We start from the raw sequence: 21,808 nt of genomic DNA on the forward strand, positions 1-21,808 counted from the left end.
TTTTTCACTCCATCAGTGCAGGAAAGGCAAAGACTCCCGCAACCCGCCTCCGCCACTGCGGCACGAGGCTCGACACAACCACACCCCGCCCCTCATAGGCGTGGATGAAAGCATCACCTTCCACCATGATGCCCGCGTGCTTCGCCGGTAGATGCGGTCGCCAGCGAAAGAGCACCAGCCGCCCCCGCCTCAGTGCATCGCAATCCACGAAATGCCGCCGCGCGGCCTCTAACAGCCGCTCGCCGCCGCCCGTTTCCGCCCAGTCCATGCTGTAGGCGCCCGTCCGCTCCGGCTCCGCACCATAAAGCCCGCGCCACACGCCGCGGATCAGCCCCAGGCAATCGCAGCCCACGCCCTTGCGGCTGGCCTGATGCCGATAGGGCGTGCCGATCCAGGCAAGCGCCTCGGCAATGACGGCATTTGCATCCGCGAACCTCATTCGACCAACGGCCCGCCGTCGAAAAGCTGCCCCTCGACCACATAGCCATAAGCCGCGTCATTCCCCGGCAGATGCGGAAGGCCACGAAAATTCACCCCATTCGAGAACTTCGTCCTGCATGTCGAGAACCGCTTATCGCACCCCGCCACCACGATCAGCGCGTCTCCCGGCGAAACAGGCGCTGCAACATCGCGCCACAGATCGAGCGCGACACCGCCCGCCCCTTTCCGATGTGCCGAAACGCGTTCCTTGCGCCCCGCGCTCGCCCCGGAAGTCCACGTCACAATCCCATTGGCAAACCAGCCGTTCTCGAACCCACCGAGACCCGACACCGTGATGCTGTTTCCCTCGATACTGACGAGCGTTCCCTCGCCCCTGAACTGGGGATCGTCCAGATCGACGCCGCACCTTGCATCGCCCAGCTCCGCGTCGCAGCTTCGCCGCACTACCCTCCCATTGGTCTGGTCGAGCGCTGCTTCCGGGCTTTCGAGCTCGGCCACGAAGCGCCCGTCCCGGCGCGTGATCTTGCCGATCACGGCCCGCCTCAGCCGGGCGAATTGCTGCGGGTCCTGCCAGTTGACCAGCAGAGTCTCAACGCTTGCGCCGTCATAGCGCCCCGCCACGATATCGGCCTCGCTGATGTCGGCCGTAGCCAGCGCGCCCTCCACATCCATGGCATCGACCGCTAACCCCAGCGAGCGCCGCGCCTCGCTGGCCGAGAATCCCGTCTCAGGCATAAAGACCGCGCCGTCGCAGGCGATCCGCCGGTCATGGTCCGTGAAACCCATCACGGTCCGGTCGCTCAGCGTCAGCCGCCAGCAATGGCAGAGCGTCGTCACCTCGCCCTCAAGATGGCCCGCGAGTGCCTCGGATACCCCTGCCATCACAGCACCTCCACCAGCGGAATCGACGGGATCTGCCCAGCCTTGAACGCCGTCACGCTGGCCGAGAGCCGCTCGGTATCAAAGCGTACGGGCACATCGAACTCGAAGCCCGCCGTCACTGCCTCCCCGGCCTGCGGCACCGCGCTCTCCGCGAAGATCACCTCCCCGGTTTCCGCATCGATCGTGTAATCAGCCGAAATCTGCATCGGCACGCCCGCCACCGTCACAAGCACGCTGCCGGCAGCCGGTTTCGCAATAAAGCGCCGATAAACGTCCTCGCCTTCGCCATAGATCTTCAACAGGGCAAAGCGGTCGCGCACACCATCTCCCGTCCCGATCACCTGGTCGAAGGCCGTCGGCTCTTTATGCGGCGGGCAGGACTTCATGTCGAAAGGATCGCGAAAACGAAACCCGTGCAGCGATCCCCGCCGTGCCTCGAAAAACGCCAGCACCTCATAAAGATCGTCCAGCGACCGCACCCCTGTCCCGGCATCATAGCGCCGCCGCGAATGCGCCGTGCGCGCATTGCGCTTTTCCTTGCCGGAAGTGAGCTGCACGATCTCGTTCAGCCGCTCCGGCCCACCCGTCGCCCCGAACGAGACGCCAAGCGGAAACCGCACGTCGTGAAAGCTGTTCATGTTTGTTCCCAAGCTGCCCTGTTTGGCAAACATTTTGCCGGTTGGGCCGCTCAGGCATGGATACCAGGGTCATGCCCTGGTATGACGAAGGCGTGGATGTCCGCGCTAATCTCGAACGCAGGCGATTAACCGGAACGCCCTCAAAGTCGTCATCCCAGGACTTGATCCTGGGATCCATGCCTGAGCAGCGACGAAACGCGCCGGCGCTTCCGGCAACGCTCCATTCGTGAGCAGAGCGAAGCGAAGACCCGATGACGATAAGCATCGCCACCACCCGGCGATCGCTCGCCAGCCTCACATCGTCCGGCTCCCCCGCGACACAGCCCTCGCCAGCATCCCCGTAATCTGCGCCTCGGATTTGCGGAAGGAAGTGGCATCCGTCGCCGTCACATTGAAGACGATGTTCGGTGCCGCGTTTCCGCCTCCGCCCGTCGCCACCCCCAGACGCCCGTCGGAGCCCCGCTGCAACGGCAAAATGGCCTCCGCCCCCGCCTCGCCCATCAGCCCGATATTCCGGCCCATCGGAAAATAAGTCGGCGACGAAACGACCCCGCCGCTGGCAAACGGCACGACACCGCCCTTGGCAAAAGGCAGGGCGCCGCCCATCAGGCTGCCAAAGAGCGAATTCCCCAGCCTCTGCAATGGCTGCAACCCCTGCTCCAGCGCCATGCTCGCCAGGTTGAGCCCGATCTTGCGCAGCACGTCTTCCAGCGATTTTCCACTCACCGTGGCGCTCTTCAGCGCGCCCGTCAGTTGGCTGCCGAAACTCGACGAAAGCTTCGTCAAATTCGCCAACGCCGTCTCGAATGGCGCCGTATCGGCCACGATCGGCACCCGCACCTCATCCGCCATTCGCTTTCTCCACTTTGTCAGGAAACATCCGCATCATACGCGCCAGTCCATCGCGCCCCGGCGAACTTCCACCGGAGAGCCCCAGCGCCTCCAGCGTCGCATTGAACTCGCGCGGCGTCATGGCCCAGAACGCGCCAGGCGAGAGCCGCAACAGGCCAAAGGCCACCCCCATCACCTCCTTCCAGGGAAAGGGCGGCCTATCGCCCGTCACGGCTTCGGAGGGTTTTCGGCTGCGCCCTCCTGCGGCGCTCCACCAAAAGTCACGGTCAGAAGCTCGCCCACCAGCGCAGCAAACCCCGCCGCGCCGCCCTCACACTGCATGGCGCGCACATCCTCATCGCACACATCATGCCCGCCACCCCTCAGGCCGGCAGCAATGATCGCCGTCATATCGCGCGCTGAGAGCCGCCCGCTCGAAAAGCGCTCGGCCAGCCGGTTCAGATCCTCCGCCTGAAATGCCGTCTCGAGCTCCGCCAACGCACCCAGTGTCAGACACAACCGGTATTCCTGCCCGTCGAGTTTCGCCGCCACCTCGCCGCGCCTTCGGTTCACGCTCATGCCGCCTCCGCAAAACTCACGGCGCCTGCCGATTCCAGCGCGATCTCGAAGGTCACCTCGCCATCGTGATTGCCGGAATATTCGAGCGCTGTGATCTGAAAAGGCCCGGCAACCAACCCGAAACCCGGAATGGCAAACTGCCAGTCGGCGATCTCCCCGGCAAAGAACCGCGCCCGGATCGCCGCGTCGGACTGGGCATCCTTGAAGATGCCGGAGCCGCTGACCGAGGCCCGCTGCACACCGCTGCCAGCCAGCAGCTCGCGCCACCGCCCCGCCGAGTCCGCATCGGTGATGTCCACCGTCTCGCTGTTGAAGGCGAGGCGCTTTGTTCTCAGCCCCGCCACAGTAATGAAATCTCCCAACCCGTCCTCATCGAGCTTGAGGAGCAGGTCCTTGCCCTTCTTCGCGGCCATTATTCGTTTCCTTTGTCAGTGAGTTTCGACGTGAGGGGGAGGAGTGGCGCCCCTCGTCGCGGCCGGCGTTTCCTCGCCCCCTCACGGAGGAGAGGTGCCGAGCGAATGCGAGGCGGTGAGAGGGTCACACGGCGCAAGGTTCTCCCCATGCGACGGCCCTGCGCTCAGGGGGAGAGAGCTACTCCTCCTCCACCACCGCCCGAAAGCGCATGGCGCCGTCATAAACATGCAGGTCCTCGTCGAACCGCACCTCGGAAGATTCCAGCCGCAGATTGACGAGATGATGCCCCTCAAGGCCCAGCGCCCGGTCGTGCAGAGCCTCGCGCGCCAATTCCATCAGCTCCAGCGCCTCTTTGCGCCCGCGATGCTTCGACCACACATGCAGGGTGAAGAGATGCTCGCTGCCAGTCTCCGTGTCCGTGCTCCAGTCGTAAGCGGTCGCACGGCCGAAGGTGACATAGGGAAAGCGCTGGTTGGCCGGGGTCACATCGTGGAACCTGGCCCCGCCCAGCGCCGCCACCAGCGCACCGCTCTCTTTCAGCGCCTCGAAAACCGCCTGCTGCAGGTCAAGGATCGCGGCGGTCATCTGTTTCTCCTTTCCGGCGCGGGCTTCCTTTCCTCAGCGCCTCGCGGCGCGGCCCAATGTGCTCAGCCTCCCACGTCCCGCTTTCCACGATCTCGGCCACCTCATGCGCCTTGATGCGCATGGCGCGCACCAGCCCGTCCAGCGTCAATTGCATCGAGAATTTCATCGTCCCTCCTCGCGCACATGGCAGACGAGATAGCGGCCCGTCTCGTCCGCATCCCGCACATTGGTGATCTCCAGCACCCGCCCCTTCCTCAGAAGGCGCATGCCGCTTCGCACATCCGCGCGATGGCGCAGTGTGACGCGGTGCGTCACCGTCTCGTGCTCCTGCCCCGCGCCAAAGCGGCTACTCGCCCGCACCGGCTCAAGTTGGGCAAAGAGCGTCGCCACCTCCTGCCAAATCTCCGTATGCCCGCCGACGCCATCTTCCGCGATCTCAGCTTCCTGCAGGATCAGCTCGGTGCGAAACCGCCCCGGATCGATGAAAAGCATGTTCATGAGAGCCTCGGCGCACGCCAGCCGGCGATCAGCCGCCTGTATTCATCGGGAATGGAAACCGGCTGGCTGTCCGCGTCAAAAGCGCCGCGAAACTCATACCAATGCGCAACCAGGATCAGCATGGCCCGCTTCAGGAGGTCCGGCGCATCCGTTCCTGCCTCGCCGAACCCGGCGGTAAAATCGATCTCGATCCCGTTCAGCACCAGCCCCGGTTCAGGTCGGTTATCGAGGTAGAGCCGAGCCGGCACGGAGACCGCATCGAGCTGATAGTTCTCCGGGGCCAGTACAGAGGCCGCGCCGTCGCGGTCATAGACCGTGACAGACAGCAATTCACGCACCGGTCCGCGCCTGACGGGCACCATGTTTCCCTTCGGCCAGTCGTCCAGCACAAGCCGCCAGGACTGGTCGATCAGCGCCAGGCCAGTCTCCCGCTCCACCTCTTCCCGCGCCGCGCGGATCAGGCCGGAAAGCAGCTCGTCCTCGCTCTCATGGTCGATGCGCAAATGCGCCTTCGCTTCCACAAGCGTTATCGGCTCGACCGCCGGGTCGACCGTTCGAAACAGCGTCATAAACGCCTCTCTTCATTTGTTGATCTAAGTCGGAGCTCGATGAACGAGCGCCGGCGCGTTTGTGAGTGCTCAGGCATGGATACCGGGGTCGAGCCCCGGTATGACGAAGTCAGCAATGTCGACGATAATCTCGATGTCCGTGACTAGCCGAAGCGTCCCGTCCCACTCGTCATCCCAGGCCTTGATCCTGGGATCCATGCCTGAGCGGCGACGAAGTGCGCTGACGCTTCCGGCAACGCACCCCTCACCCCGGAGTCTCCACCCTGCGTTCCGGGTTTACAGCGCTGGCGTCTTTCCAGCCTGGTTCATCTTGTTCCGGGTGGTTAAGCCTCGACCTTCAGAAGCTTGATAGCCTCGAAGTTCTGGATGCCGCCGCCCACGCGCTTGGTCGTGTAGAACAGCACGTAAGGCTTGGCGGAGTAAGGATCGCGCAGCACGCGCACGCCGGTACGGTCCACCACCAGATAGCCGCGTCCGAAATCGCCGAAGGCAATCGGCGTCTCGCCCGCCGCAATGTCCGGCATATCTTCAGCCTCCACGACGGGGAAGCCCATCAGCATGGCGCGGCTTCCAGGCGTTGCCGGGGGCTGCCAGAGGTAGTTTCCGTCGGCATCCTTCAGCTTGCGCAGCGTGGCTTGCGTCTTGCGGTTCATCACCCAATTGGAGTTCTGGCGGTAACCGGCCTTCAGCATGTAGACCAGGTCGACCAACACGTCCGACGGCGCATTCACCGGCAGACCGCTGGCCACCCCAGTCGCAACATAGCCGACATTCCCCCAGCTCCATTCCAGGTCATCCACCTGCGGATAGCTAAGGAAACCGCGCGGCTTGTTCGCCCCGTCGCCGCTGATAAAGGCTGTGCCCTCCTGTTCGGCAAACGCCGCCTCGATCTCGCCCGCAATCCACGCATCCAGTTCCACCACCGCGTCGTCCAGCAGCGTCTGGGTCGCCGCCGGCATGGCGTAGAGCTCCGCGGTCGGAAAGCTCAGCTCGTCGAGCGTGCTCGAAGCCGTCTCCGGCCGCGCCGCTGTTTCACCGACCCAGCCCGTCGCCGGTCCATTGATCGCGAAGGGCTTCTTCAGCACGGCCGCCGAGACCTGCCGCACCGAGGCGATAGAGCGGATCGGCGAGATTTCCGCCAACCGCTTGCCGATTTCCGCCTCGACCTCGTCCGGCACCAGATAGCCGCCATCCTGGCCGGAGCCGTAGGACATGGCCTTTTCCTCCAGCGCGCGAAGCTGGCGCTCATCGCCGGAACGCAGATAACCCTCGAAAGCCTCCTTGTGCTCCGAATGCGCGAGCGTGTCCGCCCCGTCACGCGCAAGAGCCGGCCGCGCCTTCTTCAGCACCAGCCGATCGAGCGCCCTCCTCTGCTCGTCCAGCGCGCTCGAAATCCGGTCCACCTTCTCGCTCGTCACGGGGTCCGCCGCCCTCCGCTCGATCTCGCCAAGGCGCCGGTCATTGGCCTCCTTGAAAGTCTCGAAGGAGGACATGAACTCCTCGAAAGCGCCCGAAAGGTCGCCGCCGCCGGCCGATTTAACTTCCAGCCCGCGCGTGTTCTCAAGTTTTTCCATGAGATGATCCTTATTGTCGTATGCGTTTTGCCGCCCGGCGGAATGCCGCCGCCAGGCCTTCCGATGTCCTCGGCGCGGCGTCCCGCTCGCGCATCAGGTGTGCGAAGCCCTGTGCAATCACCGTCTTGGCCTCGCTTCGCGTCAGCCCAGCATCCCGCTTGAGCCAACGCTCGAACTCTCTAGGACTCGGCAGAGCCCCGCCCTTCACCTTGTCCACCCGCGCTTCGGGCAGCATGGGAAAGGTGACAATTGAAATCTCCCAGAGATCGGCCTGCTTGATCCGCCGTATCCCGGTGCGCGCCTCATTCGCCGCACGCACGGTGCGAAAGCCGATGGAAAGCCCGTCCAGCGCGCGCTCGCGCATAAGCTCCCTCACCTCGCGCGCCCTCGCCACGCCGGTCGCCAGCTTGCCACGCACGAAAAGCCCGTTCGCGTCCTCGCGGATCTCCCGCCACGCGCCGATCGGCTGGTTCGGATCGTGCTGAAACAGCATGCGGATGCCCGCCGCACCGCGCTTGGTAATGGAGTCGGCAAAGGCCCCGCGCTCCACCACGTCCCGGCCCAGATCCACCCGGCCGAACAGGCTGGCATAGCCGGAGAAACTCCCGTCCTCCTCCACCGCCTCCACGTCGAGCCCAGCAAATTTCCGCTCCTCCGCCCCGGCGGCGATCTTTGTTCTCATCGCATCTCTTCCTTGCTTGTCTCGTCGGACGCCTGCTCCGCCCCGCCGCCCAGAAGCCGCATCACGAACCCAATCGCGCCCCAGGCACACAGGCTCGCCGCCGCCGAACCCATCAGCACCAGCTCACCCGGCGCCAACTTGCCGGCAATGCCCAACTCGGTGGCGATCTTCAGCCCCGCCGTGCCACCGAAAACAAACCCGCAAGCCACCCCGACGCCAAAGCGGATCGCCGCCTCGCGCCGCCCCGAAGGCAGGAGGTAGGCAATGGAGATCGCCGAACCGGCCACCGCCCCCACCATTTTGGCAAGCCATATCCAGGCCGCCTCGGAAAGTCCGTACATCTCGTCCTCCTTCGCGCGTCAGCCGGAAAGCCGGAACCCCATAACGCCGATTGCGATGCCGTTTTGGAAATGTCGGCGCGCGGCGTGACCGCTCAGGCATGGAGACGAGGGGCAAGCCCTGACGAAGCTGCGGATGCCCACGCCAATCTCGAACCTCGGCGATTGGCTGCAGCGCCCAACCCTCGTCATCCCAAGACTTGATCTTGGGATCCATGCCTGAGCGGCGGCGAAACGCGACAGCGCTTCCGGAAATGCGCCTTACACGCGCACCCCGTACCCCACGGCCTCACGCTTCTCATCATCGGAAAGGAAGGTCGCCCCATTCACCCGCGCCCACAGCGCCTCGCGCTCGGCGGAAAGCCCCTCCACCTGATCGGCATCGAACCACAGCCGAACATCCCCATCAAAGCGCGGCCCCAGAAATCCGCCCAGCTCCTTCGCCACACGCCCCACCAGCGGCAGCACGGTCAGCCGATAGAAAGCCCGGTTCGCCTCCTGATAATTCGCATAGGTGTTGTCGCCGGGAATGCCGAGCAGCATGGGCGGCACGCCAAGCGCCAGCGCGATATCCCGCGCCGCCCCGTTCTTCGCCTGCATGAAGTCCATATCCCGCGGCGAAAGGCTCATCGCCTTCCAGTCGAGCCCGCCTTCCAAAAGAAGCGGCCGCCCCGCCCGGCTCGCGCCCGAATAGCCCTGCTCCAGTTCGACCTTCAGCCGATCGAACTGCTCGTCCGACAGGTTCCCGCCCTCCTTCGGCGCATAGACCAGCGCGCCGGAAGGCCGGGCGGAGTTGTCGAGCAGCGCCTTGTTCCAGCGCGCCGCGGCATTGTGGATGTCCAGCGCCTGCAACGCCGCCGCCAGCGGCGCAAATCCATAGTGATCGTCCAGCGGATGAAACAGCGTCAGGTGAAGCCCCGTCCCGTCCTCCTCCAGCGAGACCCGCCGCTTCGCGCTGCCCGCCCAATGCTCCAGCGCCACCGGCCAGCCGGACCGGTCGGCGACCACCGCCACCCGGTCGGGCCGCAGCAGATGCATTTCCCGCGCCCCCGTCCCGGTCTCCACCAGCTCCAGATAGGCATTGCCGGATAAAAGCAGATGCCCATAGAGCATCTCCATGAAACCCGGCCCCGCCTGCCGCGCGTTGGGCCGCGCCAGAAGCGCCAGCAGCGGATGCGCATCCAGCTCCGCCTCGCCCTCATAAGCAAGCCAGGGCACGGCGGCGGCTGCTTCCGCGATCATCCGCACCGCCCGATGCGCCACCGGATTGCGCATGAACCCCTCGCGGGAAAGCGCGCCATAATCCCGCCGCGTCCAAAGCGCCTCGCCCTGCCCATGCAGCGCCACAAAGCCATACCCGCCCGCCTGCTTCCGTTCCACAGACGCAACCTCTCGTCCCGGACGCCGCGCCCAGGGCCAATTCCAAGCCATGTGATGTCCTTTTGGATGTTTGTGGTGCGCGTGCGCACTCAAAACCGCCCTCAGGCAGCCGAAGGCGGACAGCACCATTAACGAGGGAGGATTTTACTTACCGACCTGCTGCCAACTGGCAGAAAATCAGCTCAGCAGTAGTTCTGAACGTCGTCTGAATTTGTTTCGATATCCAGACCGGTAATCTCGGAAAAGCGTGCCCAGGCGTCCTGTTGCTCAAGCTTTTCCTGGATTTCCTTAATCTCTTGAGAAAGGTCGTCAAGGCGCTGATCGTAATGTTCGGCAAGCTGCTTTATCGCGTCCGCAAACGCCTGCCGTTCTTCAGCCGCGCGGCGTGCCGCCGACCCCGGCTCAGGCACGGCCTGTTCCAGCTGCTTTCGCTCCGCGATCCAATCGGTAATGGCTTCGCGCGTGTTTTGAAGCGCTTCTTCCGGTGTGTCGCCATCAGACATGCATCCGACAAGATCGGGAACCTTCCCGACGTATCCGCCACCATCTTCTTCAGAAAGAGGAATGATTACAATGGCATAATCCATTACTTGTTTTCCTCTCTTTCCTTCGCACGCAGATGCGCTTCACATAACCCTACCAGACTGCGGATGTAAACGGGTTTGATTGGCCGTTTGGCCGGCACCGTTAAGATCCCATCGAGCAACGGGCTACTCACAGTATAATGGCTTCCACCACTGGGCGGCCGAATTCTGACGCCCATCTCTTTACATAGTCTTTCAATATCTGAGATGCTCCAATCGTTCCGCGGATTGGCTTTCATCTTTTTGAGGAGAGATTTCTTCGGCGCCATGAACGTACTGAGAACTAAACTCGTTCAGCCAGGTCAACTTCTGGTTTATAGTTTCCCCAAAAGATAGATCTCAAACCTCCCTCACCCGAGGCTCCCCCGCCCTCCCCAGCATCAGCTCACTGATCGCCCAGACCAGCGCATCCACCCGGTCCGGCGAACGGCCACCCGACAGCCCGTCCGTGCCGAAGTCGCACATCTCGTCCTCCAGCTCGGGAAAGCGCCGCGCATGCCGCACCCGCCCCTGCGCATAGCGCGCGGCCACCGGCTCGGCGCGCAGCCACTTGCCCCGGCTCGCCCGCACGGGCTTTACCGGCACATTCGCATCCACCGTGGCGATCACGCTTTTGACCATATCGCCGCCCTGGTTCACCTCGGCGACGATCCCGTCGGCCTGAAACCGATGATAAAGCGCCACCGCCCGAGCCGCCCAGTCCTGCGGCCTTGCCGCCCGCATCGTCCCGTCATGCAACACGATGGCGGCACCGTGTTCGTCCAGCCCCGCCACCACGATCCCGCACGCGTCCGAGCTCCGCCGGCTCGTCACCGGCGGGTCCACCGCCACCACGATGCGCCGCAGCGCGCCCTCGCCCCAGCCGGTCGCCGCCTCGAGTGCGGCCCGCGTCCACAGCGCGTCCTCGCGATCCTCGATCAGCTCGCCGTCAAGCTCCTGCCGCCCCAGCCGCGTGCCGGCATATTGGCGCTCCACCGCGCGAATGAACCCCGGCGAGAGGTGCGCGGCGTTCTCCGCCGTGCGCATCCTTGTGACGGTCACCTCATCGCTCCCCACCAGCCGCCGGATCAGCGGCACCGGGTTCGGCGTCGTGGTCAGAAGCTGCATGGGCCGTGTCCCCAGCCGCAGGCCGAACTGCAGCATGTCGAAACAGGCTTCCGCATGCTTCCACTTCGCCACCTCGTCGCACCATGCGGCGTCGAATTGCGGCCCGCGCAGGCTGTCGGGATCTTCCGATGAAAAAACCTGCGCCACCGCCCCATCGTCCCACACCAGCCGCCGCCGGCTCGGCTCATAGCGCGGCCGGTCGGCGCGCGAGACGGCCAGAAGGCCCGAAGGCCCCTCGATCATCACCTCGCGCACATCGCCCAGCGTCTCGCCCACCAGCGCGATGCGGCCATATTTGCACCCCGCAAAAGGCGAAAACCCGCGCACCAGCGCATTCACCCATTCCGCCCTCAGCCGCGTCTTGCCGCAGCCGCGCCCGCCCATCACCAGCCAGGTGTCGCGCAGCCGCGCCCCCACCGGATATTGCGGCAGCCGCGCCTGGCCGAACCATTCATGCGGCAGCCGCTCCGCCACCGCCCGGCTCAACCTCTCTCCCGCCCAGCGAGGCGGCGAGCTCGCAAGCGAGCTCCACGATGCGGGCATCGATGAGGGCGAGTGCGGCGGCCAGTTCTGCATCGTTCCGTTTCTGCTTTTCTGCGGCTCGTTCGGGCACACGGGTCATCTCGCCCAGCTTCTCGACCATCCTCAGCATGGCTGACAGTGCATCCACCTTGCCCTTGTCATAGGCGCCCGTCGCCCGCCCCTCGCTGCTGGCCGCTTCCAGGTCCCCCACAAGCGTGTCGGAAAGCGCCATCAGCCGCGTCTCCAGCTCTTCCGGATCGAAAGGCGCGCCATCTTCCGGCGCCCGCCAATCCTCTCTCTTCGCCTTCCGCGCCAGAAAATCCGTGGACCGCCCCGTGGCCCGGCCAAGCCGCTCGAGCGTAGCCGGCGCCCCTTCAAAAAGCTCCCGCGCCGCCTCGTTCACAACTCCCGCAGGCACATGTCTCGCTGCCATCCTCATCTCCCGAAATCCGCGCAATAAAAAAGCGCTGGGGCCGACAAGCCACAGCGCTTCACCAAACTCGAATGCCGAAAATGCCCGACGCAGCACGCAAACTGCCGCGCCGCCGCCAGACCCACTTTTCCGACGATGCCTGAACCCTATCAAAGCACCGTCACGGTGTCAAGGACTTTTTTCCTACTTATAGTTGAGGTAGGACCCAAAATCGACCGCCATACGAGGCCCTATCACTCCGTGGAGCGCCACTGCACACGACAAGGATCATGCGCCGGCAAGCGCCTGCGCAACCGCCTTGTAAAGCGCGTTCGGCACGTCCGTAACAGGGAAACCCTGGGGAGTGGTCGGTGCGTCGGCTGCGCCCGTGTAGTAGACGAGTGGCGGTAGCTTAAGATTGGCGTTCCTAATTGTGTCTGGCAGATCAAGGCCGCTCTCCTGCTTTCCCGAACGCGCAATGTCGCTAATGATAATCGAAGCGGACTTTTCCCGAAGCTCTTTCACAGCTTCGGCGTTGCTGACGGCAAAGGTCACGTTAGCGCCAAGCGCCTCGAACATGGCAGCCTCATGAAAGTTATAAGCTGGATTGTCGTCCACCCATAGTACCTCACGTCCTGCCCAAAGCGACGCGACTGGCGGGGCGCTGAGCGCGGTGCTGCCGCCCTTTTCCGAGGTGGCCTTATCAAATTGCTGTTCAAAGAACTCTAGACTGAGGCCGTTGGAGTTCGCATCCACTGACTTAATACTTCGAAGCTTTATCCTGACTTCCTCCGGGAAGCGCCAGAGAGTGATTAGAAACACGACGAAGAGAAAAATCAGTAGGTATGAAATGATCTGAACGGTATCCGACACTGTCTGTAAATCCTAACGGTAACAAAGGTGCAAGGTATCTAGCATTTCATGCTTGGTCCACCCCTGCTCATCGCTCCTTACCTCTTAACCCATGCTGCCCTCCCGCAGTGCTGCCTGAGCCAACGCTAACCAGGAGCTTTCAATAGTCTATGACCGTAAGCACGATAACCTGGAGCCGCATTGTCCTTCGATCGCCACGTTCCTGCGAGAGCGGCGCATGCCAGAAGCGCACCGGTCAGAATGTTCGACATGAAGAGCCAGAAATTGATCTCCGGGCGGGTAAGGTCCATCCGCCCGGTCTGCCAAGCAAGGTGCGCGGCGATCACCGACATGCCAACCACGTAAGGATTGCGCTACACTACAAACCGCTCGTCACCCTCAATCTCCGTATTCGCCTTTTCCACCGCCTCAGCCGCAATAACATCTTCCTGCGAAAGCTTGTTGTTCTCATGCAGCCAGCGGGCAACGCTGGACCACCGCCAAAGCGGGCTTTCCGTCGTCACCTTGAACGAAGGCGAGGGAAAGCCCGAACCCCGCTGCCCCTTCGCATATTGCGTCATTGCCGCACGAGTCATTCCGGTCCGGGCGGCAATATCGGCAAGGCTCACCAGCGGATCCGGCTCGATCCTGTCGACATGGGCGCCGGCTGCCCTCACGTCGCGGACAGCCGTAGCAATAGCTTCGTCGATGCTTTCCGCTTCCCGTGCGAAATCCACAATGATGTGCCCCTTCTGAAAGGCGATGGTCGCGTCGTCACAACCGGCATCATAGAAGCGGGATTCAAAGTCATCCGCGTTCGGGTCCAGCCCGGAAGCGATGATTGTGAATTCAAAGGTTTTCATCGTCCTGCTCCTCATTCTCATGCGGACACCTGTCTATGGCGCGCATCAGTTGTCGCGCGTGTGCAGACGGGTTCCTCGGCGTGCCGTTCACGCCGACCTGGCAGCCTTCCCGGTCGGCGAAGGGGCAATAGAGCCGGCCCCAATGCCCCTGCTTGCGCCACGTCCATCCCTTCGATTCCGCATAAGCAACTGCTTCCTCGATGTCCTTGTTCGGATGCCGAGGCCGCCTCATTTCGCTGCAGCCAATATGGCTATTCTGTTAACATATGTCAACAAAACAATCCCCCTTATCTTGTTCCGAAGAGATCGCCGAGCGTACCAATTTTAGTGCGTGTTTTTAGCCTCCGATACGATGCGCGTCATGCGATCTCACAACAATCGCGGGAGATGAACCTCTCCTGCCACCAAGCTGTCAGGAGCCCTGTGTTTCATAGAAGCCTTCCAAACTCCGAAGAGGGAGCACGACCTATGAAGCGAACACCCGTCAATCCGTGGCCATGGTCGCTGAAACTTGGCTACAACCAAGGCGAAGTACTCGAGGGAGCCAACCGGCAGCTGATCTGCGCAGGCCAGACCGCCGTCGATGCCGAAGGCAACCCGCAGCACCCCGAGGACATGCGAAACCAGCTCACGCTCGCCCTCGACAACCTCGAGGCCGTTCTGGGCGCCGCCGAAATGGGGCTCGCGAATATCACACGGCTCAGCATCTACGCCACGGATGTGGACGAAGCCATGAAGCACTTCGACGTGCTCGGCGCCCGTTTCGGCCCCGTTAACGCCTCTCCGCCCATGACCTTGCTCGGCGTCACCCGGCTCGCCATGCCCCAATTGATGATCGAGATCGAGGCCACGGCCGCCGACTGACCGAACAACCCAACGGTCCAGACATGCGTCAGGCAAGACACCTCTGCGCGCTCGCATAACGGACGATCAACGTCCAGCTACTGCGGGTGCGCCGACACGAGTTGAAGAACGCCGAAGCAGGAGCGGTTCAAACCGTCACGACAATCTTGCCGAACTGTTCGCCCGATTCCAGAAACCGATGCGCCTCGACGATCTGATCGAAGGGAAAGGTTTTGGCGATGACTGGCTTAAGCGCGCCGGCCTCCAGGCCTTTGAGAATATATGCCTTGGCGGCCTCCAGCCGGCCCTGGTCGCCGGTGATCTCATGCACGAGGTAGCCGCGCAGCGTCAGGGTCTTGCTCAGCACGGCAAACAGCGGGAACGGTGTCGGCTCAGGGCTCAGGCCTCCATATTCAATCAATATCCCACCCGGTGACATCGCCGCCGTCAGAGGCTCGAAGATCGGGCCGCCCACGGGATCGAACACGACGCGCACACCCTGCGAGCCGGCGATGTCCTTCAGCCGCGCTTCCAGATCTTCCTCCTCGGAAGCGATGACATGGTTGGCGCCGGCATCGAGCAGAGCCTGCTTCTTGGCAGATGTCCGGGTAACCGCGATGGCGGTCGCGCCTGTCAGGTTGGCGATCTGGATCGCGGCGAGGCCGACACTGCTGGATGCCGCGGTGATGACCGCAAAGTCCCCGCTGTGGAGTTTGGCGATATCGATCAACGCGCCGTAGGCGGTGAGATATTGCATCCAGACGGCCGCTGCCGCTTCCCAGCTGAGCGATGGCGGGTGCTTTACGACCAGTTCGGCAGGAAAGGTGACCAACTCGCCATAGGCCGGCCACCGCGTCATCGATACCGGCGGCACCACGCTGACGGCGTCGCCCGGCGCGAAACCGTCCACGCCCTCGCCCACCGTTTCGACGACGCCAGCGGCCTCCAGGCCGAGACCGGACGGGAATGTCGGCGTCTCGATATAGGTGCCCCGCCGCAACAGGGCTTCGGCCCGGTTGAGGCCCAGCGCCTTGACCCGGATCTGAACCTCCCCCCGGCCGGGCTTCGGAACGTCGACGTCCTCGATGCGCAGAACCTCGGGACCACCATGCTCGTGAATGCGAACGACGCGAACCATCTGCCAGCAACTCCAAAATAATTGAATTGAATGCTCTATGCCGATAGGGGAAAAGCAGATAAAGAGCCGAAACAGCAATATAGTCGAAACCATGGGTTTTTAATCATGGATCGCCTCACCAGCATGGCCGTCTTCGTCAAGGCCGCCGATCTCGGCTCGTTCGCGGCGGCTGCGGCGGCGCTTGATCTGTCGGGACCGATGGTCGGCAAGCATGTCCGCTTCCTTGAGGAGCGGCTGGGCGTGCGCCTCATCAACCGCACCACGCGCCGCCAGAGCCTGACCGAGTTCGGGCGCGCATACTACGAGCGCTGCCGCGTGGTGCTGGCAGAGGCCGAAGCCGCCGATGCACTCGCGGCCGATCAATTCGCTGAGCCGCGCGGAAAGCTGCGTGTCACCATGCCCGTGCATTTCGGCCGGCGCTGCGTTGCCCCCGTCCTGCTGGAACTCGCGCAGCAATATCCTGCACTGGAACTCGATCTATCCTTCAACGACCACATCACCGACCTTGCGGAAGATGGCTACGATCTCGCCATCCGGACCGGCAGCCTGCAGGACAAGGCCGGTGTGATCGCGCGCCGCGTCGCGCACCAGCGCATGGTGGTTTGTGCGTCGCCGGCCTATCTGGAGAGGCATGGCCGACCGCAACGGATCGAGGATCTGGAAAGGCACCATGCCGTCGTCTACCGCCGGTCCGGCCCCGCCGCGCCGTGGCTGTTTCCGCGCGACGGCGAACCTGCGGTGGCAATCACGCCGCTCAACCGGATGCGGCTTGACGACCTTGACGCGATCGCCGACGCGGCAACCGTCGGCCTGGGGTTGGCCTGGCTGCCCTATTGGCTGGTGCGCGAGCGCATTCGGTCTGGCGCGCTGATCGAACTCCTGCCTGATGAGCCGGAATTTCTATACGATGCCTACGCGCTGTGGCTGCAGACGCCTCACCTCCCATCGAAGATCCGCCTCGCTGTAGACGCGTTGGTGGCTGCATTGCCCAGGTACATGGCTTGAAATTGGAGAGAACGGCCATGAAGGCGCAGCATGGAGCAATTCTCCGGCGGTTGCCTGTGCGGCGACGTCCGAATCGTGGCCTCGGGACGCCCATACCAGGTTGGCGTTTGCCTGGACTGTCGCAAACATCATGGCGCCGTTTTATGCCTTTGCGCGTCGTCGCATCCGGCATCATAGAAGCGCGTTTTCAAGTCATCCGCATTCAAGTCACTTCACAAAAACGACCTCCGGCCCTTTTCCGCCGCTCCACACCAGCCGGTATGACGCCCCGCGCGTCACCTGCCTGATGCAGTCGGGCCGCAGCGTGGCGATGCAGGTTCCGCCCGCGTGGCGGACGGCGGGATAGATGATCCCGCCGAGCCCCTGCCCGCGCATTTCTTCTGCCAGCTTCTGTCCGGCCGGGTAGCCGACCGCCGTGTCGGGATCGAGACAGGGCTCGCCCTCGCGCCCCACGAGCGAGGCCATCCGGCCCGCAATATGCGCCAGAAGCTGCACATATTGCGTGGTGTTTTCCGTTTCGCCGGTGTTCTTCAGTTCGCGCGTCAGGTGAAACCCCACTTCCGCCAGGCAGGTCTCGACGGCCAGCGCCGCATACCAGGCGCCGCGCCCTTCGCCGTTGAAGCGGTTGCCGCCGACGCGCGTGTAGACAAACGCTGCGTTCACGTAGGTCCAGCCATAGCCGAAAGTCTCGGTCAGAAGCTCGCCGGGCGAAACCTCGTCCAGCTTTCCGGCCTGGCCCAGCAGGCGGCTGCTGGTCCTGGCCTCAAGCGCGTCCAGAATCTCTTTCTCGTCGTCATCGTCATAGAGCGGGGCGATGGCCGGTTCGTCGACATAGGCGCTCGAAAGAAGCCGGTGCGTGTGCGCCTCGTTGAAGTCCACCAGGGGGAAGTCGATCACATCCCGCCCCTCAGCCCGTCGATATGCCGGCGCATGCGCATCATTTCCGGTATGCCGCCCTCGATCATCACGTCCACCGGCGTCCGTCCGCCAAATCCATCATTCGGGCGCTTGGGCCAGCCATAGGTGAGCGGTCCGTTGAAAAGAAGCCGCAAGCCTTTGAAAAGGCCGATCAAAAGGCTCGCGCGCATCAACTGGTCCTGGTTGAGGTTGCCAGCAAAGGTTCCGTCCTTCATGCGCGACCATGTGCGCACGTTCACGCCGGCAAGCGCGGCCGCCTCGTCATTGGTCAGCTTCCATTGCGCGGCAATCCGCGAAAGCGCCTTAACGACCGCCGCCTTCTGATCTTGAAGCGGCGCATCTTCGGTAATATGAAACGCGAGAGCCATCGTCTATCTCCTGCCATATGGCAAAGATATGGGTTTTGCCATATGGCATGTCAATCGAAATCGATTGCGAGGAGAGCGGTCGACTGGCCAAATATTCTCAACTGCCCGAACAAATATGCTAACAATTATCCGGGAACTGCCTTCCGCTCTGGCCGTTGGGAGATTTCTCGACAGTTAAGGAAGAAGGCTTGAGGAACAAGGTTCCAGGCAGTCCGGCCATGGAAGAAAAGCGCGTGCCGAAGGAAAGACAGGTGCCGAGGGCGACAAAGCTCCTCGACATTGACGCCTGGATTGACTCTAGCCTCTACGAACTCCGGTTCAAGGCGGCAGAGGTCTGGGAGAATCTGACCATTTTCTTCCGCCGCTTCCGCGTGCGCGGGCCGAAACGGGCGGTGGTCGAGATTTTCGGCGAAGGCGCCACGCTTCTTGCCGCCGGTTCTGTGGTCATGCTGGGGCTGGCCACTCCAGCGATCGAGGCCAGCAAAGAGGACTGGCGCGCGCAGGACGATTATGCTGTCACATTCCTCGATCGCTACGGCCACGAGATCGGCCAGCGCGGAATCCGTCAACGCGACTCCGTGCCGGTGGAGGAGATGCCGCGCCACGTCATCAAGGCCGTATTGGCGACGGAAGATCGTCGGTTTTTCGAGCATTTCGGCATCGATATCGTCGGGCTCGCGCGCGCTCTGACGGAGAACATGCGCGCCAACACCATTGTCCAGGGCGGCTCGACGATCACCCAGCAGCTCGCAAAAAACCTTTTCCTCAGCAACGAACGCACGATGGAGCGCAAGATCAAGGAGGCGTTCCTGGCGCTGTGGCTGGAGGCCAACCTTTCCAAGCGCGAGATCCTGCAACTTTATCTCGACCGCGCCTATCTGGGCGGCGGCACATTCGGCATCGGGGCGGCCGCCGACTTTTATTTCGACAAGCATGTGCGAGACCTCACGCTCTCCGAGGCGGCCATGATCGCCGGACTTTTCAAGGCGCCCTCGCGCTACGCCCCGCACATCAACCTTCCGGCCGCCCGCGCCCGCGCCAATGAGGTTCTCACCAATCTGGTCAATTCGCACTTCATGACCGAGGGGCAAGTGCTCTCCGCCCGGCTCAATCCCGCCAGCGCTGTCGAGCGGGACAATCGGGAAAGCCCCGATTATTTCCTCGACTGGGCCTTCGAGGAGCTCAAGCGTATCGTGCCGCCCGGCACGACGCATTCGCTGGTCGCGCGAACGACGATAGATCTGAACCTGCAGCAGGCGGTGGAAGAGTCGATCGAGCATCACCTGCGCCAGCACGGCAATGCCTATGACGTCGAGCAGGGCGCGGCAGTGATGATGGAAACCAATGGTGCCATCCGTGCGCTCGTTGGCGGACGGGATTACGGCCAAAGCCAGTTCAACCGCGCCACAAAAGCGCAGCGCCAGCCCGGCTCATCCTTCAAGCCCTACGTTTATGCGGCAGCGATGGAGGCGGGATTCACCCCCGAGTCGATCGTCCCCGACGCGCCCATCAACTGGGGCGGCTGGGCCCCGCAGAATTACGGCCGCAGTTATGCCGGCCGCGTCGATCTGGCCACGGCGCTCGCCCGCTCCTATAATACCGTACCCGTGCGTCTCGCCCACGATCACCTGGGTATCGACGCGATCCAGCAGCTTGCCGAGGAAATGGGAGTGGAAACACCGCTTAACGGCCATAAGACGATGGTCCTCGGCACCTCCGATATGACGGTGATGGATCAGGTTACCGGCTACAGTGTCTTCGCCACGGGCGGCTATGCCGGTCTGCGCCATGGAATATCGCAGTTGCGTACGCATTCCGGCGAGATCATCTACGATCGATCGCATGATGCGCCGCCGCCGCACCGCGTGCTGTCCCAGCAGGCGGTTTCGCACATGAATTCCATACTCGTGCAAGTACCGGAACGCGGCACCGGACGGCGCGCGGCGCTGGCAGGCGTGCGCTCGGCCGGCAAGACCGGCACGACCCAGTCCTATCGCGATGCATGGTATGTCGGTTACACCGGCAACTATGTCGCCGCCGTCTGGCTCGGCAACGACGACTACCGCCCCACCGAGCGCATGACCGGCGGCTCGCTGCCGGCAATGGTCTGGCAGAGGTTCATGACCTACGCGCATCAGAACGTCGAGCTGAAGCCGATTCCCGGCATTGAAAACCCGCTTCCCGAAGAGGGTACTGAGGTTGCTGCAACCGAAATACCCGAAGGCGGGCCGCCTGTTCGGCACAGACCTCCCCGCCGTCTCTCCTCGGCAACGCGCGTCGTGATCGAAGGACTGACGGATCTCTTCGGGCAAAACACCACTCCGCAGACCACCGCTGGCCGCACGCTCGATCTTCCAGCCCTATGACCGGAAAGTGAGCGACCGGCACGCATGCTGAGAACGGCTTTCCTAACCCTGGTTGTCCTTGCCATTGCGCTCGGCGGCGGCACCGCCAGCGTCTGGTACGTGCTGGAGGAACTTCCGGCGTTCGGCATCGTCAGGATCGGCGAATGGACTGCCTCTCCCCATTTCGGCACGCCGGATGCCGGCCCCTACGTGCGGGCGCGTTTCGCCCGGGAGGGCGGCATTCCGCTCGGCCAGTCGGAGGGCATTGCCTTCACCGCAACGCGTGATTCCGGCGGCGCTCCGCTGCGACGCGAGTGCAGCTATCACATTGAAGGTCCGTTTCCGTCAGCGCGCCTGTGGACCCTTTATGCCGCCGCACCCTCCGGTGAGCCCCTACCCTCCTTCGCGCGTCGCCGGCCAGCACTTCATTCCCGGATGCTACTGCGGCAGCCGGATAACGGGTTCACCATCACGGTTGCACCGAAACCCGCGGCGGGAAACTGGCTGGCAACCGGAGGAAGCGGCCCCATGCACCTCGTCCTGACGCTTCTCGACACACCCGTTTCCACGGGTCTCCAGCTGGGCCAGCCACAAATGCCGGAAATCACGCGGACGGAGTGCGATGTATAGGCTGCTTTTCGCCATCGCACTCGGCCTGGTCGGCGCCGGGATTGTGCACATCCTCATTCTTTTCATGCTGCCCGTACATTCGGTGCAGGATGCCTGGAGCCGGATCTCACCGGTCGCCGCCCCTTTCGAAACCGTCCAACTCAGCGAAAGCCCGTCGGCGGACAACCTGCCGGCCCCGGACAACCCATTTCTCGAGGCGGCCGCCTGCCGTTTCGATCTGTCGGATGGCGCGGTCCGCGTCCAGGCGGAAGGGCAAATGCCGTTCTGGTCGCTGTCCATCTTCAACCGTATGGGAAACAATGTCTTCAGCATCAATGACGATGCCTCCCATGAGCGCGCGTTGGATTTCGTCCTGACGGCAACCGATGACGGCCAGCAGGCACGCGAGATAGCCAACGACCTGCTGGAAGAGTCCATTGTCGTGGAAGGGGTGCCAGAGGAGGGGATTGCACTGGTGCGCGTCTTCGTCCCCGACGAGACCTGGAGCAACCTCGCCCGTGACTTTCTGCGCAGCCTCGACTGCCGGCCGATGTAACTCCGCGGCAACGTGACGGTTACGTTATAGCGCCGGCTCTCAAGAGCGCCAGTTCACAACTCGCAACGCCCAGTCAGCTTCGCCGTCGCCGCACGCGCTTGCAAGCCGGCTCCGGTTCATTCTCGGAACCGTCATCCTCGATGCGTTCGTATTGTACACCGGTAAATACGATGATGGTCGCCTCTCCGCCCGGTGAGGATGACCTTGCCTTCTCATCCCGCGCCGGCGGCGTGAAGGACAGGATTGTTGCCATGCCTTGCTCCCGCATTGGACCA

General features: G+C 63.2%; 31 protein-coding genes and 2 pseudogenes. 6 read left to right on the forward strand and 27 right to left on the reverse strand.

The window, feature by feature from the left end; all coding sequences use genetic code 11:
* Positions 1–4 precede the first annotated feature (4 nt).
* The 23 genes and pseudogenes from LY631_RS08740 to LY631_RS08850 form a co-directional block, all read right to left on the reverse strand.
* Positions 5–439: an NlpC/P60 family protein gene (locus tag LY631_RS08740; RefSeq protein ID WP_274424857.1), complete on the reverse strand. Its 435-nt coding sequence runs from the start codon at positions 437–439 to the stop codon at positions 5–7.
* Complete coding sequence (locus LY631_RS08745; protein ID WP_274424858.1) at positions 436–1,323, reverse strand: DUF2163 domain-containing protein; 888 nt, start codon at positions 1,321–1,323, stop codon at positions 436–438. Before LY631_RS08745 ends, LY631_RS08740 begins: the two co-directional genes overlap by 4 nt.
* Positions 1,323–1,961: a DUF2460 domain-containing protein gene (locus LY631_RS08750; RefSeq protein WP_274424859.1), complete on the reverse strand. Its 639-nt coding sequence runs from the start codon at positions 1,959–1,961 to the stop codon at positions 1,323–1,325. The genes LY631_RS08745 and LY631_RS08750 overlap by 1 nt, the downstream gene beginning before the upstream one ends.
* A gap of 294 nt (positions 1,962–2,255) precedes the next feature.
* The gene (locus tag LY631_RS08755) at positions 2,256–2,813 is read right to left on the reverse strand and encodes a phage tail tape measure protein (RefSeq protein WP_274424860.1); all 558 of its coding nucleotides are present in this window, start codon (positions 2,811–2,813) and stop codon (positions 2,256–2,258) included.
* Complete coding sequence (locus LY631_RS08760) at positions 2,803–3,024, reverse strand: rcc01693 family protein (protein ID WP_274424861.1); 222 nt, start codon at positions 3,022–3,024, stop codon at positions 2,803–2,805. Before LY631_RS08760 ends, LY631_RS08755 begins: the two co-directional genes overlap by 11 nt.
* Positions 3,021–3,371, reverse strand: a complete 351-nt coding sequence (locus tag LY631_RS08765) for a gene transfer agent family protein (RefSeq protein ID WP_274424862.1) — start codon at positions 3,369–3,371, stop codon at positions 3,021–3,023. The genes LY631_RS08760 and LY631_RS08765 overlap by 4 nt, the downstream gene beginning before the upstream one ends.
* Positions 3,368–3,784, reverse strand: coding sequence for a phage major tail protein, TP901-1 family (locus LY631_RS08770; protein ID WP_274424863.1), 417 nt, complete (start codon positions 3,782–3,784; stop codon positions 3,368–3,370). The genes LY631_RS08765 and LY631_RS08770 overlap by 4 nt, the downstream gene beginning before the upstream one ends.
* Positions 3,785–3,962: 178 nt before the next feature.
* Entirely contained in the window at positions 3,963–4,370 is a 408-nt protein-coding gene (locus LY631_RS08775; RefSeq protein ID WP_274424864.1) for a DUF3168 domain-containing protein, read from the reverse strand.
* The gene (locus LY631_RS08780; protein WP_274424865.1) at positions 4,351–4,536 is read right to left on the reverse strand and encodes a hypothetical protein; all 186 of its coding nucleotides are present in this window, start codon (positions 4,534–4,536) and stop codon (positions 4,351–4,353) included. Before LY631_RS08780 ends, LY631_RS08775 begins: the two co-directional genes overlap by 20 nt.
* Positions 4,533–4,868, reverse strand: a complete 336-nt coding sequence (locus LY631_RS08785) for a phage head closure protein (protein ID WP_274424866.1) — start codon at positions 4,866–4,868, stop codon at positions 4,533–4,535. The genes LY631_RS08780 and LY631_RS08785 overlap by 4 nt, the downstream gene beginning before the upstream one ends.
* Entirely contained in the window at positions 4,865–5,437 is a 573-nt protein-coding gene (locus tag LY631_RS08790; RefSeq protein ID WP_274424867.1) for a head-tail connector protein, read from the reverse strand. The genes LY631_RS08785 and LY631_RS08790 overlap by 4 nt, the downstream gene beginning before the upstream one ends.
* Before the next feature lie 69 nt (positions 5,438–5,506).
* Positions 5,507–5,635, reverse strand: a complete 129-nt coding sequence (locus tag LY631_RS08795; RefSeq protein ID WP_274424869.1) for a hypothetical protein — start codon at positions 5,633–5,635, stop codon at positions 5,507–5,509.
* Between the two features lie 125 nt (positions 5,636–5,760).
* Positions 5,761–7,011 (reverse strand): phage major capsid protein, encoded by a 1,251-nt coding sequence (locus tag LY631_RS08800; RefSeq protein ID WP_274424870.1) that lies wholly within the window; start codon positions 7,009–7,011, stop codon positions 5,761–5,763.
* Between the two features lie 10 nt (positions 7,012–7,021).
* Positions 7,022–7,693, reverse strand: a complete 672-nt coding sequence (locus LY631_RS08805; protein ID WP_274424871.1) for an HK97 family phage prohead protease — start codon at positions 7,691–7,693, stop codon at positions 7,022–7,024.
* On the reverse strand, positions 7,690–8,034 hold the full coding sequence (locus LY631_RS08810; RefSeq protein WP_338000421.1) for a DUF6107 family protein: 345 nt from the start codon (positions 8,032–8,034) through the stop codon (positions 7,690–7,692). The genes LY631_RS08805 and LY631_RS08810 overlap by 4 nt, the downstream gene beginning before the upstream one ends.
* Before the next feature lie 258 nt (positions 8,035–8,292).
* The gene (locus LY631_RS08815) at positions 8,293–9,462 is read right to left on the reverse strand and encodes a phage portal protein (RefSeq protein ID WP_274424872.1); all 1,170 of its coding nucleotides are present in this window, start codon (positions 9,460–9,462) and stop codon (positions 8,293–8,295) included.
* 131 nt (positions 9,463–9,593) lie between these two features.
* Complete coding sequence (locus LY631_RS08820; protein WP_274424874.1) at positions 9,594–9,998, reverse strand: type II toxin-antitoxin system HicB family antitoxin; 405 nt, start codon at positions 9,996–9,998, stop codon at positions 9,594–9,596.
* 336 nt (positions 9,999–10,334) lie between these two features.
* Entirely contained in the window at positions 10,335–11,645 is a 1,311-nt protein-coding gene (locus LY631_RS08825) for a DNA-packaging protein (protein ID WP_274424875.1), read from the reverse strand.
* Complete coding sequence (locus tag LY631_RS08830) at positions 11,554–12,057, reverse strand: hypothetical protein (RefSeq protein WP_274424876.1); 504 nt, start codon at positions 12,055–12,057, stop codon at positions 11,554–11,556. Before LY631_RS08830 ends, LY631_RS08825 begins: the two co-directional genes overlap by 92 nt.
* 267 nt (positions 12,058–12,324) lie before the next feature.
* Entirely contained in the window at positions 12,325–12,909 is a 585-nt protein-coding gene (locus LY631_RS08835; protein WP_274424877.1) for a hypothetical protein, read from the reverse strand.
* Between the two features lie 194 nt (positions 12,910–13,103).
* Positions 13,104–13,256, reverse strand: a pseudogene (locus LY631_RS08840) (4-hydroxybenzoate octaprenyltransferase); the annotation flags it as partial.
* 6 nt (positions 13,257–13,262) lie between these two features.
* Positions 13,263–13,751, reverse strand: a complete 489-nt coding sequence (locus LY631_RS08845) for a helix-turn-helix transcriptional regulator (protein ID WP_274424878.1) — start codon at positions 13,749–13,751, stop codon at positions 13,263–13,265.
* A complete protein-coding gene (locus LY631_RS08850; protein WP_274424880.1) occupies positions 13,738–13,983 on the reverse strand; it encodes a hypothetical protein in 246 nt (81 codons plus the stop codon). Before LY631_RS08850 ends, LY631_RS08845 begins: the two co-directional genes overlap by 14 nt.
* Positions 13,984–14,219: 236 nt before the next feature.
* Between LY631_RS08850 and LY631_RS08855 the strand changes: the two genes are divergently transcribed.
* Positions 14,220–14,615 carry a RidA family protein gene (locus tag LY631_RS08855; RefSeq protein ID WP_274424881.1) on the forward strand — a complete coding sequence of 132 codons (396 nt, stop codon included), beginning with the start codon at positions 14,220–14,222 and terminating at the stop codon, positions 14,613–14,615.
* Positions 14,616–14,742: 127 nt separating this feature from the next.
* Here the strand turns inward: LY631_RS08855 and LY631_RS08860 are convergent, their stop codons facing one another.
* A complete protein-coding gene (locus LY631_RS08860) occupies positions 14,743–15,732 on the reverse strand; it encodes a zinc-dependent alcohol dehydrogenase family protein (RefSeq protein ID WP_274424883.1) in 990 nt (329 codons plus the stop codon).
* 105 nt (positions 15,733–15,837) lie between these two features.
* Here LY631_RS08860 and LY631_RS08865 point away from each other — a divergent pair, with 105 nt between their 5' ends.
* Both LY631_RS08865 and LY631_RS08870 read left to right on the forward strand, forming a co-directional pair.
* Positions 15,838–16,737 (forward strand): LysR family transcriptional regulator, encoded by a 900-nt coding sequence (locus LY631_RS08865; protein WP_274424884.1) that lies wholly within the window; start codon positions 15,838–15,840, stop codon positions 16,735–16,737.
* A gap of 30 nt (positions 16,738–16,767) precedes the next feature.
* Positions 16,768–16,878 (forward strand): annotated as a pseudogene (locus LY631_RS08870) (GFA family protein); the annotation flags it as partial.
* Between the two features lie 66 nt (positions 16,879–16,944).
* Here the strand turns inward: LY631_RS08870 and LY631_RS08875 are convergent.
* Positions 16,945–17,634, reverse strand: coding sequence for an RES family NAD+ phosphorylase (locus LY631_RS08875; RefSeq protein ID WP_274424885.1), 690 nt, complete (start codon positions 17,632–17,634; stop codon positions 16,945–16,947).
* Positions 17,631–18,023: an antitoxin Xre-like helix-turn-helix domain-containing protein gene (locus LY631_RS08880; protein WP_274424886.1), complete on the reverse strand. Its 393-nt coding sequence runs from the start codon at positions 18,021–18,023 to the stop codon at positions 17,631–17,633. Before LY631_RS08880 ends, LY631_RS08875 begins: the two co-directional genes overlap by 4 nt.
* A 218-nt stretch (positions 18,024–18,241) precedes the next feature.
* Between LY631_RS08880 and LY631_RS08885 the strand changes: the two genes are divergently transcribed.
* The 3 genes from LY631_RS08885 to LY631_RS08895 are packed head-to-tail and all read left to right on the forward strand — an operon-like array spanning position 18,242 to position 21,533.
* Entirely contained in the window at positions 18,242–20,389 is a 2,148-nt protein-coding gene (locus tag LY631_RS08885) for a transglycosylase domain-containing protein (RefSeq protein ID WP_274425095.1), read from the forward strand.
* Positions 20,390–20,413: 24 nt separating this feature from the next.
* On the forward strand, positions 20,414–20,998 hold the full coding sequence (locus LY631_RS08890) for a DUF1214 domain-containing protein (protein ID WP_274424887.1): 585 nt from the start codon (positions 20,414–20,416) through the stop codon (positions 20,996–20,998).
* Complete coding sequence (locus tag LY631_RS08895) at positions 20,991–21,533, forward strand: DUF1254 domain-containing protein (protein WP_274424889.1); 543 nt, start codon at positions 20,991–20,993, stop codon at positions 21,531–21,533. Before LY631_RS08890 ends, LY631_RS08895 begins: the two co-directional genes overlap by 8 nt.
* Before the next feature lie 73 nt (positions 21,534–21,606).
* On the opposite strand, the gene LY631_RS08900 is transcribed toward LY631_RS08895, so the two are convergent.
* Complete coding sequence (locus tag LY631_RS08900) at positions 21,607–21,786, reverse strand: hypothetical protein (protein ID WP_274424890.1); 180 nt, start codon at positions 21,784–21,786, stop codon at positions 21,607–21,609.
* Positions 21,787–21,808 lie beyond the last annotated feature (22 nt).

The organism is Chelativorans sp. YIM 93263, assembly GCF_028767125.1.
Lineage (GTDB): Bacteria > Pseudomonadota > Alphaproteobacteria > Rhizobiales > Rhizobiaceae > Chelativorans.

Excerpts from the sequence above, each read along its gene's own strand:
- LY631_RS08740 (WP_274424857.1), bottom strand. The coding sequence starts at position 439 with ATGAGGTTCGCGGATGCAAATGCCGTCATTGCCGAGGCGCTTGCCTGG.
- LY631_RS08745 (WP_274424858.1), bottom strand. The coding sequence starts at position 1,323 with ATGGCAGGGGTATCCGAGGCACTCGCGGGCCATCTTGAGGGCGAGGTG.
- LY631_RS08750 (WP_274424859.1), bottom strand. The coding sequence starts at position 1,961 with ATGAACAGCTTTCACGACGTGCGGTTTCCGCTTGGCGTCTCGTTCGGG.
- LY631_RS08755 (WP_274424860.1), bottom strand. The coding sequence starts at position 2,813 with ATGGCGGATGAGGTGCGGGTGCCGATCGTGGCCGATACGGCGCCATTC.
- LY631_RS08765 (WP_274424862.1), bottom strand. The coding sequence starts at position 3,371 with ATGAGCGTGAACCGAAGGCGCGGCGAGGTGGCGGCGAAACTCGACGGG.
- LY631_RS08770 (WP_274424863.1), bottom strand. The coding sequence starts at position 3,784 with ATGGCCGCGAAGAAGGGCAAGGACCTGCTCCTCAAGCTCGATGAGGAC.
- LY631_RS08775 (WP_274424864.1), bottom strand. The coding sequence starts at position 4,370 with ATGACCGCCGCGATCCTTGACCTGCAGCAGGCGGTTTTCGAGGCGCTG.
- LY631_RS08780 (WP_274424865.1), bottom strand. The coding sequence starts at position 4,536 with ATGAAATTCTCGATGCAATTGACGCTGGACGGGCTGGTGCGCGCCATG.
- LY631_RS08785 (WP_274424866.1), bottom strand. The coding sequence starts at position 4,868 with ATGAACATGCTTTTCATCGATCCGGGGCGGTTTCGCACCGAGCTGATC.
- LY631_RS08790 (WP_274424867.1), bottom strand. The coding sequence starts at position 5,437 with ATGACGCTGTTTCGAACGGTCGACCCGGCGGTCGAGCCGATAACGCTT.
- LY631_RS08795 (WP_274424869.1), bottom strand. The coding sequence starts at position 5,635 with ATGGATCCCAGGATCAAGGCCTGGGATGACGAGTGGGACGGGACGCTT.
- LY631_RS08800 (WP_274424870.1), bottom strand. The coding sequence starts at position 7,011 with ATGGAAAAACTTGAGAACACGCGCGGGCTGGAAGTTAAATCGGCCGGC.
- LY631_RS08805 (WP_274424871.1), bottom strand. The coding sequence starts at position 7,693 with ATGAGAACAAAGATCGCCGCCGGGGCGGAGGAGCGGAAATTTGCTGGG.
- LY631_RS08810 (WP_338000421.1), bottom strand. The coding sequence starts at position 8,034 with ATGTACGGACTTTCCGAGGCGGCCTGGATATGGCTTGCCAAAATGGTG.
- LY631_RS08815 (WP_274424872.1), bottom strand. The coding sequence starts at position 9,462 with ATGGCTTGGAATTGGCCCTGGGCGCGGCGTCCGGGACGAGAGGTTGCG.
- LY631_RS08820 (WP_274424874.1), bottom strand. The coding sequence starts at position 9,998 with ATGGATTATGCCATTGTAATCATTCCTCTTTCTGAAGAAGATGGTGGC.
- LY631_RS08825 (WP_274424875.1), bottom strand. The coding sequence starts at position 11,645 with ATGCCCGCATCGTGGAGCTCGCTTGCGAGCTCGCCGCCTCGCTGGGCG.
- LY631_RS08830 (WP_274424876.1), bottom strand. The coding sequence starts at position 12,057 with ATGGCAGCGAGACATGTGCCTGCGGGAGTTGTGAACGAGGCGGCGCGG.
- LY631_RS08845 (WP_274424878.1), bottom strand. The coding sequence starts at position 13,751 with ATGAAAACCTTTGAATTCACAATCATCGCTTCCGGGCTGGACCCGAAC.
- LY631_RS08850 (WP_274424880.1), bottom strand. The coding sequence starts at position 13,983 with ATGAGGCGGCCTCGGCATCCGAACAAGGACATCGAGGAAGCAGTTGCT.
- LY631_RS08855 (WP_274424881.1), top strand. The coding sequence starts at position 14,220 with ATGAAGCGAACACCCGTCAATCCGTGGCCATGGTCGCTGAAACTTGGC.
- LY631_RS08860 (WP_274424883.1), bottom strand. The coding sequence starts at position 15,732 with ATGGTTCGCGTCGTTCGCATTCACGAGCATGGTGGTCCCGAGGTTCTG.
- LY631_RS08865 (WP_274424884.1), top strand. The coding sequence starts at position 15,838 with ATGGATCGCCTCACCAGCATGGCCGTCTTCGTCAAGGCCGCCGATCTC.
- LY631_RS08880 (WP_274424886.1), bottom strand. The coding sequence starts at position 18,023 with ATGGCTCTCGCGTTTCATATTACCGAAGATGCGCCGCTTCAAGATCAG.
- LY631_RS08885 (WP_274425095.1), top strand. The coding sequence starts at position 18,242 with ATGGAAGAAAAGCGCGTGCCGAAGGAAAGACAGGTGCCGAGGGCGACA.
- LY631_RS08890 (WP_274424887.1), top strand. The coding sequence starts at position 20,414 with ATGCTGAGAACGGCTTTCCTAACCCTGGTTGTCCTTGCCATTGCGCTC.
- LY631_RS08895 (WP_274424889.1), top strand. The coding sequence starts at position 20,991 with ATGTATAGGCTGCTTTTCGCCATCGCACTCGGCCTGGTCGGCGCCGGG.
- LY631_RS08900 (WP_274424890.1), bottom strand. The coding sequence starts at position 21,786 with ATGGCAACAATCCTGTCCTTCACGCCGCCGGCGCGGGATGAGAAGGCA.